Annotated in this window: 11 protein-coding genes; 3 read left to right on the top strand and 8 right to left on the bottom strand. The window is 40.5% G+C overall.

Translation table 11 applies throughout. The features are described 5' to 3' along the window. Positions 1–9 precede the first annotated feature (9 nt). Positions 10–1,002 carry a LacI family DNA-binding transcriptional regulator gene (locus NFR46_RS00210; protein ID WP_251573813.1) on the top strand — a complete coding sequence of 331 codons (993 nt, stop codon included), beginning with the start codon at positions 10–12 and terminating at the stop codon, positions 1,000–1,002. A 189-nt stretch (positions 1,003–1,191) separates the two neighbouring features. Here the strand turns inward: NFR46_RS00210 and NFR46_RS00215 are convergent, their stop codons facing one another. The 5 genes from NFR46_RS00215 to NFR46_RS00235 form a co-directional block, all read right to left on the bottom strand. After that, a complete protein-coding gene (locus tag NFR46_RS00215) occupies positions 1,192–1,674 on the bottom strand; it encodes a cysteine hydrolase family protein (protein ID WP_251573814.1) in 483 nt (160 codons plus the stop codon). 299 nt (positions 1,675–1,973) lie between these two features. Continuing rightward, the gene (locus NFR46_RS00220; RefSeq protein WP_251573816.1) at positions 1,974–3,308 is read right to left on the bottom strand and encodes a M20 family metallopeptidase; all 1,335 of its coding nucleotides are present in this window, start codon (positions 3,306–3,308) and stop codon (positions 1,974–1,976) included. Positions 3,309–3,320: 12 nt separating this feature from the next. Continuing rightward, the gene (locus NFR46_RS00225; protein ID WP_420908570.1) at positions 3,321–4,802 is read right to left on the bottom strand and encodes a YfcC family protein; all 1,482 of its coding nucleotides are present in this window, start codon (positions 4,800–4,802) and stop codon (positions 3,321–3,323) included. 455 nt (positions 4,803–5,257) lie between these two features. Beyond that, positions 5,258–6,832: an amidohydrolase gene (locus NFR46_RS00230; protein ID WP_251573819.1), complete on the bottom strand. Its 1,575-nt coding sequence runs from the start codon at positions 6,830–6,832 to the stop codon at positions 5,258–5,260. A gap of 16 nt (positions 6,833–6,848) precedes the next feature. Further along, positions 6,849–7,517, bottom strand: coding sequence for a DUF6198 family protein (locus NFR46_RS00235; RefSeq protein WP_251573821.1), 669 nt, complete (start codon positions 7,515–7,517; stop codon positions 6,849–6,851). Between the two features lie 217 nt (positions 7,518–7,734). On the opposite strand from NFR46_RS00235, the gene NFR46_RS00240 reads away from it, so the two are divergent. Then, entirely contained in the window at positions 7,735–9,015 is a 1,281-nt protein-coding gene (locus tag NFR46_RS00240) for a dicarboxylate/amino acid:cation symporter (protein ID WP_251573822.1), read from the top strand. 223 nt (positions 9,016–9,238) lie between these two features. Here NFR46_RS00240 and NFR46_RS00245 read toward each other — a convergent pair whose 3' ends face one another. Together NFR46_RS00245 and NFR46_RS00250 are read right to left on the bottom strand one after the other, a co-directional pair. Continuing rightward, positions 9,239–9,730 carry a GNAT family N-acetyltransferase gene (locus NFR46_RS00245; RefSeq protein ID WP_251573824.1) on the bottom strand — a complete coding sequence of 164 codons (492 nt, stop codon included), beginning with the start codon at positions 9,728–9,730 and terminating at the stop codon, positions 9,239–9,241. A 12-nt stretch (positions 9,731–9,742) separates the two neighbouring features. Then, entirely contained in the window at positions 9,743–10,198 is a 456-nt protein-coding gene (locus NFR46_RS00250) for an Lrp/AsnC family transcriptional regulator (RefSeq protein ID WP_251573826.1), read from the bottom strand. Between the two features lie 220 nt (positions 10,199–10,418). Between NFR46_RS00250 and NFR46_RS00255 the strand changes: the two genes are divergently transcribed. Further along, positions 10,419–10,886: a universal stress protein gene (locus NFR46_RS00255; protein ID WP_251573827.1), complete on the top strand. Its 468-nt coding sequence runs from the start codon at positions 10,419–10,421 to the stop codon at positions 10,884–10,886. A 174-nt stretch (positions 10,887–11,060) separates the two neighbouring features. Here NFR46_RS00255 and NFR46_RS00260 read toward each other — a convergent pair whose 3' ends face one another. Next, positions 11,061–11,210 (bottom strand): hypothetical protein, encoded by a 150-nt coding sequence (locus tag NFR46_RS00260; protein WP_191684221.1) that lies wholly within the window; start codon positions 11,208–11,210, stop codon positions 11,061–11,063. Between the last annotated feature and the right edge of the window lie 39 nt (positions 11,211–11,249).

The following is an 11,249-nucleotide window of genomic DNA, read 5'->3' on the forward strand; positions in this document are numbered from 1 at the left end:
GTGACTACCATGGCGGCAACGTTACGTGATATTGCCAGTCGAGCTGGTGTCTCAATTGCAACTGTTTCGCGAATCTTAAATAATGATTCGACGCTCTCTGTTAACGAAAATACTCGTCAACGGGTTTTAAGTACGGCGGAAGAGTTAGATTACACGAAACATAAACGGACGCGAAGTGACCAAGTGCAACGAGTAGCAATTGTTCAGTGGTACTCCCTTACTCAAGAACTTGACGACCTTTACTACATGGCTATCCGGATGGAAATTGAACGTTCTGCTCAACAGCGGGGAATCCAAACAGTTCCCATCTATCAAAATAACCTGGAAGAGATTCCGCGGAACGTGACGGGAATTATTGCAATCGGTAAGTTTAGTAATTCGCAGGTTCAAGAATTAAAACTAGTAACTAATAATATTGTCTTCGTTGACTTTGATAGTTTGGCCGCGGGTTATGATTGCTTAGTTCCAGACTTTGAAAATGCTGTTCATACGGTAATTAATGAGTTCCTGGATGAAGGAATTCAGGATATCGGGATGTTATCCGGAACTGAAAAGACGACGGATAATGAAGTTGTTCCTGATTTGCGGCGGCGTTATTTTGAGGCTGATTTACGACAACGAGGAATATATCATCCAGAGTTCATGCTTGCGGGTGACTATACTTCAATGTCTGGATACCGGGCAATGAAGAAGGCAATTGAGGAGCTAGGTGATAAGTTACCGCACGCAATCTTTATTGCTAATGATCCGATGGCTGTTGGCGCACTCAAGGCCGTTCAAGAAGCAAAAATTGATATCCCTAATCGGTTAGCGATGATTAGCTTTAATGACACGGCAATTGTAAAGTATGTCTATCCAAGTATGTCAGCAATCCATGTTGGTACTGATGAAATGGCATATGCGGCTGTTGATGTGATGGCTAAACGACTAGCACATCCAGCGAGTGATCCATGTAAAACAGTTGTTGGTACCCATTTGATTAAACGGCAGACAACTAAATAAAAATTAAAGGGGGGAGCGTGACAGAAGTCATTTATGACTTCGTCTTCACGCCCCCGCAAGCACAAATAGAGCTCCAGAGTTCGGATTTTCCGAGCTCTGAAGCTCATTTGTGTACTGCGCTGTTCGTGCTTTATCTATATAATAGGGCTTATGTCACAGCCCCTTTTAATTTACTGTAATTTAGTTCTATTAAATGAACGTGAGATAGTCACTACTCCAAATATTTTCATAGAAATTAATGGTATCTTGAGCCGTCATATATGAGTTATTACGGGTACTACTTGCTCCGTGTTTCATAACTAACTGATATCCTAAGCTATGTGCTACTTTAATTGTTGCATCAACGCAGTATTCGGTTTGGGCACCACAAATTTCTAATCTATCAATTCCTAAATTGGTTAATGTTTCTCGTAAATTAGTTTTATAAAACGAATTTGGATGAGTTTTTTTGATTACAATATCATTCGCTCGATAATCCAAAAGGGAAACAAATTTCCGATCAGTTGATCCTCTTTTTAAGGTGCTACCTTCATGTTGAATGAAAATAATTGGATAATTTTTATTGCGATAAAAACTAATCCTATTATTTACGCAGTTAATTAAGTTGTTAGAGTTAAATAATGATTTACAAACACCATTTTGTAAATCGATTATGAGAAGAGCTGGTGACATAAATTTAATATCCTATCTTGATTTATTTTATCTTAGAATACAAAAATAACTAGGGATTATAAAGTTGTTTTTTTAAAGGTCTAGGTAAGATACTTTAATTTGTATCTTACCTAGACTTTTATTCATAATTATAATCTATTAACAAATTACATAGCCAATATAATGTGACGTTTCTCGGCAACAGAGTCAAAATGTGCTCGCCAGGGACTTGCTAGAGCTAGCAAACTCCTTCCTAGGCGCAAGACGCCTTCGTCAGGAGAAATTGCTAGCCTTCCGTAAGTCCTTTGCTGGCTCGCACTCTAATCTACACACAACCTCTTTATTGCTTGGGCGTAGATTTCCATGGCTTTGAACATGTCCTTAAGTGGCCACTGTTCGTTAGCTTGGTGCATATAATCTGGGGTAGTAGGCAACATTCCACCAAAGGCCACACAATTGTTCATCGTCCGGGCAAAGGTAGCACCACCAGAAATTTGTGGAGTAGAAGAAGTATCACCAGTTTGCTCCTTGTAGACGTCCATAAGCGTCTGAATTAGCTTACTGTCCTTTGGTACGTATAATGGGGCCACGTAGTCAAAGCGGACGTATTTGAGGTCATATGGGGCTACTTTTTCTTGTAATGTTTCAAGAAGTTTATCCCGATCAACCGTTACGGGAATCCGGAGATCAATTTGCATCCGGGTTTCCTTTTCGTTAATCTCTAAGCTTGAAATATTCATTGTTAATTGGCCAGATTCATCTTCAACCTTGCCGAAGACGTTTGAACCAGTGGCATCTTCCTTGAATAATTCACCAATGAACTTTAGTGGCTTGAAGTCAAAGACATCATTCAGTGCAATAGCAAGACGCAAAACAGCGTTGGTGCCTTCTGGTGCTAACATAGCGTGGACAGATTTTCCGAGGACGGTGATTGAGTGATCATCACTGGTATATTTGAAACCGTGTTTATCAAGGGCGGCCTTAACTTCATCTTGCTTTGGCCCGTCATAAACGGCTTTATCTGGAACGGCGTTAAAGGCATTCTTTAGGCTCAATTTAAGTTGATCAGTTCCAGGACCAACAAGGTAGGATTGTTGGAGCCCTTTTTCAGCGTAAATTAATGGGAACTCAGCATCGGGAGAAATCCCACTATCAATTTGACTTTCTTTCTTGTTATACTGAGCAATTCCCCGCCAAAGGATCTCTTCGTCAGTCCCGTAAATAAACCGGATACGTTGATTAAACTGATAACCACGATCCATTAATGCTTTAACAGCGAAGAGGGCAGCGATTCCTGGACCCTTATCATCTTGGGAACCACGACCATAAACTGCATCATTGACGACTGTTCCCTTGAATGGATCATGTTCCCAAGTTTTTGGATCACCTGCTGGAACAGTGTCAAGGTGACAAATCACACCAAAGATCTTGTCACCTTCACCAACTTCCGCGTAGCCATAGTAGCCATCAGGATCTTCATAGGTTTTGAAACCAAAACTCTTGCAAATTTCCATCATTTTATCAAGGGCGTTACGAATGCCGCGGCCAAATGGTGCACCATCTTCAGTGGGTTGGTTAAATGATTGAACAGAAATTAAATCAGTAAGTGCCTTAACAGCTTCTTGTTGTTCTTGTTCAGTTACTAGCTGTGTCATAATTTATTCCTCCTAAAGTATTGCCGCAATTCCTAAGAATACACAAGTGACGATGAAGAGGTAGATCATTAGTTTTAACATCCACTTCCACCAAACACTGATATTAACGTGGGCAATCGTTAAGGCTCCCATAACAATTCCAGACGTTGGTGTAATCAAGTTAACCCAACCTGAAGCAGCTTGGTAAGCGGTAATAACTAAGCTTCCAGAAACATGAGCAAAGTGCCCTATTGGACCAATGATGCCCATTGTAGCAGCAGCTAATCCAGAAGTTGATGGGATCAAGAATGACATTGGAATATAGAAAATGTACGTCAAGATAATAAAGATGCTTTGGGAGAGACCGTGAAGGCCAGTTTCACCCCAATGAAGGACTGTCCCGGTAATCATCCCGTTGTTCATTATTACTTGAATTCCCCGAGCTACGGCAACAATAATTGCAACACTAAGGAAGTCAGCCATACCTTGCATGAAGGCGTCAATAAATTCACTTTCCTTCATATGGTAAACCCACATGATAATAACCGACATGAAGAGAAAGAGCATGGTAATTTCGTTAAAGTACCATGTCCCCAGTGGCGCCATATCTTGGCCTAAGAGTTTCCCTAAGAACGGAATTCCGGTCAACCACTTAGTAAAGCTATCAAAGAATGTCCAGTGACTATTAAGGTTTGTCCATGGAATTAAACCAAGGATCATAATTAAGAAAGTAAGACCGAAAAGCCAGATAACAGCCTTTTGTAGTTTTGTCATCTTAAAATCATCGTCATCAGAACGAACCTTAATGATAAAACGCTTTTCATCTTCAGCTCGTTGGTTATAAATTAACGATTTTTCGGGATGCTTTTCAATCACAGAAGCATAGTGGTAAACGTAAATAATACTAATCGTGGTGGTGATGATTAAAAGAAGAACCCGTGATCCTAAACCGTCACCAGGTGAAATATTTAATGTTTGTGAAGCAACACCAGTGGCAAATGGGTTAACGGTAGATGCCAGACACCCAACTTGGGTACCAACGAGGGCAATCGCAACCGCAACTAGTGAATCAAAACCAACTCCCATCATTACGGGAATTAGTAATGGGTAAAAGGCAATAGTTTCTTCACCCATTCCATAAGTGGATCCACCAATGGCAAAAAGGATCATCAAGATTGGGATCAGTTGCTTTTCACGTCCCTTGTAACGGTGGACAATTGAACTGATTCCTTCATTCAGGGCATCAGTCTTGTTTACAACCCCCAAGAATCCCCCAATAACGAGAATGAATAAGGAAACTGAGATTGCCCCTTCGGTTTTCTTATCGCCGACCATACCGATGACTGGGGCCATGAAGACGTCCCAGATCCCCTGAGGCTTACTAGCAACCGTCCGGTAGGTTCCAGAAATAATATTTCCTGCTTTATCAGTTGCATACGTTCCCGCCGGAATAATCCAAGTTAATATAGCAATAATAACAATGATAATGAATAAAATTGTAAAGGCAGACGGCATATGAAACCGGTGCTTTTTCTTAGCTTCTTGCAAATTCCTCACTCCAATTCTAATAAACCGAATTGCGAATTTATTCACAACCCTATTGTAAACTTCTTTGAAAACGGCTTCAATCACAAATTAGAGTGTGAGCCGTGACGGACTAGCAATCGAGCACTAAGAAATCCCGGACGATGATTGTTTTACAATCAAGGACGGGATATTTAGGCGGAGATTGCGGTCACGGCGAAGCGCAGTAGCTGAGTGGTTCCTGTCACCAACAAGTTGGTAGTTAGAAACCTACTCATCCTTGCGTGGGCTCACAGACGAAATCGATAAATCAATTTCTGGTTTGCTCCAACGTTTCGGCATCGTCGCCTAGTCGCAAGTTTACTAGCTCCAACAAATTCAGGCGAAGCACAATAGCTTGGCCCTAAAAAAACAAAAAGCCAGGACAATTCCCAGCTTCATAATTATTAGTTTTCAAATACTTTCTTCCCGGCCATCCAGGTTTCCTTAACGCGGACATTCTGTAATTCATCATGGGGAACGCTAAAGATATCTTTGTTAAGAATTACGAAGTCAGCAGCTTTTCCGACTTCGAGAGTTCCATTATCATCGAAGCCACCGATCTTGGCACCATCACGGGTGTAACCAAGGACAGCTTGAGGGACGGTAATTGCTTCGTTAGCATTCACAACGTCATCGTTTGCCGCTTTCCTGGTGACCGCTGCATAAATACTGTAAAACGGACTGTCTGGCTCAGCCCACGGGGTGCATGGGGCATCTGAACTTAAACCGAGCATTGCCTTAGAGTTCAGCATCGTCTTTACCCGGTAGGCTAACTTAAACTGTTCGGCATTGAGGTAATGACGGTAAGATTCATCTTCAGCAAAGAAGAAGATTGGTTGAGTTACCAATGCATACTTCATCTTGCTGTGGGCAATTTCATCAAACATCTCATCGGTCATTAGGGACGCATGTTCAATCCGGACTGAAGGCATTTCTTCAAGCCATGGTTCTAGGTCTTTAGTAACATCAATAACAGTTTGAATTGCCTGATCGCCCATCGCATGAACAGCTAATTGTAGTTTGTTTTCGCGGGCCATATTAACAGCTCGAGTTAATTTTTCCTTTGAAGTAAGGCTAACTCCCATCTTGCCTGAAGGGTATGGTTCAGCATTAAAGGCAGTTTCTCCAGAGATACTCCCATCCATAAAGACCTTAATTCCGGCGACCCGGAGTTTAGCATCACCACTTGGTTGAAGTCCCTTTTCTGGATCGATTTCGTCAAAGACATAGTAGATTGATGCTTTTGGAGCAAAACCACCCTTAACGGCATCTTGATAAAGTTTGAGTGAGGTATAAGGCTTCATCCGTCCCATCATTTCACCGATTGCAACGATCCCGTTAGCAAGGTAATGGTCGGAACTATTGATCATGTTTTGCACATCACCTTCATAGCTTTGCGCTGACTTGGCACGGATTAGTAGCTGAGATGCAGCAACTTCCCGCATAAACCCGGTTGGTCGACCATCAGCAAAGCGTTCAATCTTTCCACCAACTGGATCAGGGGTATTTTCGTCGATTCCAGCAAGTTCAAGAGCTTTGGAGTTTCCAACGGAGGAATGGCAATCTGAACGATAAATAAAAATTGGTTGGGTGGTCGAAACAGCATCAAGATCGTCTCGGTTAGGACTCCGGTGCTCAGCTAACTTAGTTTCGTCAAATCCCCAACCTTCGATCCAGACATTGTCGCCCTTACCGTAAGCTGGAGATTGCCGTAATGCTTCCTGCATTTCCTTAATGCTGTTAACGTTTGGTGGGGTACAAGCAACCCCGTGTAAAGCATCAGCAATGTATTTTGGATGTGTATGACAGTCGATTAATCCAGGAAGGACAGTTTGTCCGTGAAGATCAATAGTATCACCTTCAGGGGTTGGATCGTTACCAATCCATTTGATTCGACCATCCTCAACGATCATTCCATTTGCGAAGTGGTCTTCTGAATCACCAACGAAGATATGACCATTAATGTAAGTTTGCTTCATAATTCAATTACCTCTTTTAATGTTTGTAATTTAAGTGGTGGTGTAGCTTACTGAAAAAGTGGCGATCCGACCAACCAATTAGAGCTCCTTGGGTAAGGATGTTATAAACGGTCCCAAAGTTAACGGCAACTAATTGATGAGTCTTGATTACCGAGATAATGATTAAAATAATTGGTGGAATGTAACTTACCCATTGTGACCAAACAGCGGAACCATGCATGAATCTGAATCTCAGAATATAGGGGAAGTCGTCATTAGGGTGCATAATTAGGTTTGCCCGTTGATAGAGTGAAACAGCGGCAGCAATCCCGAAAAGACCAATGATATCAAGAATAATCCGGATCCAGATATTGAGTGAGGGGACGCCAATATAGTTAAAGAGTTCTGCAAACCATTGCAGAATATAACTAAAAGGGATGATGTAAAGAAGATTTCGGATTAACTGAAAGTAATCGAATTTCCCTAACAAGATTAAGTTAGTGATGGCAACGACAACTCCTTCGATTAGCAGCATGTTTCCTAGAGACCAGTGGAGCCAATTGCTAAGATTGGCAGCCGAAGCGGTCCAGATAGCACTCCCCATATTTGTAGACACCGTAAGACCGTTGGAACAAGCATTGAGCAAGATGGAAAATGCCAAGAAGCACCAGCGACCAGTGAGACTATTTGCCCATTGTTTGGTCAATTGTTGATTTCCTCCTTTGAAAACATATTTTAATACTATCCTACTTCTCTTTAGTAAAAAATAAAACCGCTTCCATCGTAAAGAATAAGTGAATAAATAATTATAAATATAAAATAACTGTTCGTCTTTTGATAGGTGAAATTTAAAATTTACTAAGAAAATACTTTGAAAATATGCTAAAGTAGAACAAGACAATTTTTAAGGAGTCTGATTTAAGGTGAAAAAATACCGGATTTCACGCCTAAGTATGGGTTGGCAAATTATGATTGGACTAGTGTTAGGGATTATCTGCGGGGTAATCTTTTATCATAATACCGGCGCCATTAAAGTCATGCAGAGCTTAGGAACAATTTTTATTCGTTTGATCCAAATGATCGTTATGCCGATTGTGGTTTCTTGTTTAACAGTTGGGATTGCGAATATTGGTGATATTAAGAAGTTGGGACGGATCGGTGGAAAGACATTAATCTACTTTGAAATCTTGACGACGGTTGCTATTATTCTTGGATTGGTGATTGGTAATGTTACTCATCCAGGGACATTTATTGATATTCATAAACTTCATGCCACTGATATTTCACAATACATGTCGAGTGCCAAGACTGCTTCACATAATAGTGGCTTCTGGGAATTGATTCTTTCAATTATTCCAACGAATATTTTTAAGTCAATGTCTGATGGGGATATGATGCCTGTAATTCTTTTCTCTGTCCTATTTGGGTTAGGAATTGCAGCAGTTGGTGAAAAAGCCAAGATCCTCATTGATGTCTTAAATGCAGTTGCTGAAGTAATGTTTAAGGTTACCAACTGGGTAATGAAGTTTGCACCGATCGGGGTCTTTGGTCTGATTGGGATGACAATCGGTGAAATGGGAATTAGTGCGCTATTGCCATTAGGATTATTTATTGTTATTGCTTATATGACGATGATCATCTTCGTGGTTGTAATTTTGGGAATTACGGCCCACCTGTTCCATCTGCGTTACTGGAAGACTATGCATGTGATTCTTGATGAAATCATCTTAGCCTTTACCACGGCAAGCTCAGAAGTTACGCTACCCCGGTTAATGGAAAAAACGCAAAAAATGGGTGTAAGCAAGGGGATTGTTTCCTTCGTAATCCCAACAGGATATACCTTTAACTTGGATGGTTCAGCTATCTACCAATCATTAGCTGCACTTTTCCTTGCTCAAGCATATGGGATTCATTTAACATTTGCCCACCAATTTACTTTACTGGTTGTGTTGATGATTACCAGTAAGGGGATGGCAGGGGTGCCAGGAGCATCATTTGTCGTTCTGTTAGCAAGTGTGTCAACGATTGGGGTACCAATTGCGGGATTAACCTTTATTGCCGGAATTGACCGGTTTGTTGATATGGGACGGACAGCAGTAAACGTTGTTGGGAACTCCATTGCGACTCTGGTTATTGGTGAATCTGAAAAAGAATTTAACCGTGAAGAATATAACCGCTACTTAGATTCTTACGGAAAGAACTAGGGTGCGAGTAAGTAAAGAAGCTCATAAGACGACAAATTCTCCCGACCAGATGTAGATATTTAGGAGGGAGTTTGTTGTCTATAGGGGCTTCCTTGGCGAGTTCATTTCGATTATATTGCAGTAGGAATAAGCAGATCCTCAGTTATTATTATCCTTAAAGGAGCAAAAGCCTAAGATCAGTTCAAAATGATTATTTTCACTTTGGACTAATCTTAGGCTTATTTTAGAAGTGTTTAACAAAAATTTTAAGCGTACGTAGTTCTCCGCCAATTACGGAAATTTGTGGAAGACTACCGCACTGCTGGTAGCCAGACTTTTGGAAAAGCTTCTGACTTGGGAGATTGTTTTCATAAACGTAGGCAATTACAGTCTTAATATCAAGCGTGGTTTTAATCTGCTGATCAATAAAGCTTAAGATCTGTTGACCATAACCGTGACCTTGAGCATCAGGTGCCAGGTAGATTGAAATTTCAGCAGAAAAACGGTAGGCACGGTGAGGATAAAATTGACCAAGTGCGCACCAGCCAATAATCTTGCTTTCATCTTTAACTACCCAAATTGGGAAGCGGTCATTAAAATGGTTGAGCCATTCTTGACGACTATCAACCGTAATTGGCATTTCATCATCAGTAATATCATGGCTGGGAACAGCACTATTATAAATTTTAACAATTTGAGGAAGCTCACTGGGAACAGCTCGTTGAAAATTAATCATGGTTAAAAGTCACTATTCCTTTTCCGTCGGTTCGCTTAATTGAACACCACGGTGGTTAACACTAGTGCTGAAAACAATCTGAGTACTGGTTTTTCCAAAGCGTTGTTGAATATCATTGATAAAGTCATCGAGATCGGTGGTGGAAGGGAAAACTACTTCCATTACTTCGGAAAAGTCACCGGTGACACAATTACATTCAATGACGTTTGGAATTTGTTGAACATAAGGGTAAAATTCTTTCTTTTGGCGTGGTTCAAGTTGAACTTGAATAAATGCCTTAACATGAAAATCAATTTTTTCTAAATTGATGGTTGCTTGATAGCCCTTGATAATTCCGGAACGTTCTAGTTTACTAATTCTTGCAGCGATTGCAGGGGAGGAAATAAAACATTTTTTCGAGAGATCCTTTAGGGATGCCCGGGCGTTTTTTTGTAAAATATTGACAATTTTGCGGTCGATTTTGTCCACTTGGATTACCTCTTTTCGTTAGATGCAAAATTAGAATTAATTAAGCATCCCTAATTAAATCTTAATATTATTCACCGTTGATTGTAATTGATTGCTTAGTGCAAGTCAAATAGTTAATAATTACGAGAATATAAATAAAAGTAAATGCATAGTTACAAGCAAGGGACAATTAATGGTACAATAGCCTTATAAATAGAAGAGGCTGAATGGAGGGTCTATTATGGATCAAGAATACGAAAACATCCTGGTTCCAATGGATGGTTCAAAGGAATCTGAATTAGCGTTAGGCCGTGCAGTTGCCGTAGCAAAGCGTAATGGTAAGGCACATATTGATGTATTAAACGTTATTGATACGCGTGCAATGGCTTATAATTTTGCTGGAATGTCTGATGGTAGTATTGCTTACCAATTAGTTGATAAGTCTAAGCAATACCTTGACGATGTTTTGAAGCGGGTTAAGGATAAGGATGGCTTTGATAACATTGATATCCACATTCGTTTAGGGAATCCCAAGACAATTATTGCCTTTGATTTTGTTCGTGACCACCACAATGACATGATTATGATGGGTGCTAGTGGTTTGTCACGGATGCAACGAGCTATCATGGGTTCAGTTACCTCTTATGTTAAGCGGAACGCTCCCGTTGACGTCCTCGTCGTTCGTACAGCGGTTGATCAGGTAAAGTAGGTTAGAGTGTGAGCCAGCAGAGGACTTGCGGAAGGTTAGTAATTTCTCCTGACGAACACATTTTAGCTGTGTTGCCTAGAATCCCAAGTAATATTTAACCTAATAAAACAAAGAGTACGGAGTCAAAACTGCAATTCAGTAAATTACGATTTTGACTTCGTACTCTTTTTAGTCTTATGATTTAATGAGACACTTGATTGCATCGAGAAACATTCCGATTGCCATTAGATCCATTGCAAGCATCATCTTATTCGTGAATGTTAGGAAGAGGACAACTGCCCAAAGAATAACGAAAAACCAAGCAACATATTTATTTTTAGCCATATTGGTCACCTCCATGGGCCATTATAGAACTAAAAAAGA

The sequence above is a fragment of the Limosilactobacillus agrestimuris genome (assembly GCF_943193105.1).
GTDB lineage: Bacteria > Bacillota > Bacilli > Lactobacillales > Lactobacillaceae > Limosilactobacillus > Limosilactobacillus agrestimuris.

Bases quoted from the DNA above. Each gene is read 5' to 3' on its own strand.
- NFR46_RS00210 (WP_251573813.1), top strand. From the start codon at position 10: ATGGCGGCAACGTTACGTGATATTGCCAGTCGAGCTGGTGTCTCAATT.
- NFR46_RS00215 (WP_251573814.1), bottom strand. From the start codon at position 1,674: ATGTCACCAGCTCTTCTCATAATCGATTTACAAAATGGTGTTTGTAAA.
- NFR46_RS00220 (WP_251573816.1), bottom strand. From the start codon at position 3,308: ATGACACAGCTAGTAACTGAACAAGAACAACAAGAAGCTGTTAAGGCA.
- NFR46_RS00225 (WP_420908570.1), bottom strand. From the start codon at position 4,802: ATGCCGTCTGCCTTTACAATTTTATTCATTATCATTGTTATTATTGCT.
- NFR46_RS00230 (WP_251573819.1), bottom strand. From the start codon at position 6,832: ATGAAGCAAACTTACATTAATGGTCATATCTTCGTTGGTGATTCAGAA.
- NFR46_RS00245 (WP_251573824.1), bottom strand. From the start codon at position 9,730: ATGATTAATTTTCAACGAGCTGTTCCCAGTGAGCTTCCTCAAATTGTT.
- NFR46_RS00255 (WP_251573827.1), top strand. From the start codon at position 10,419: ATGGATCAAGAATACGAAAACATCCTGGTTCCAATGGATGGTTCAAAG.
- NFR46_RS00260 (WP_191684221.1), bottom strand. From the start codon at position 11,210: ATGGCTAAAAATAAATATGTTGCTTGGTTTTTCGTTATTCTTTGGGCA.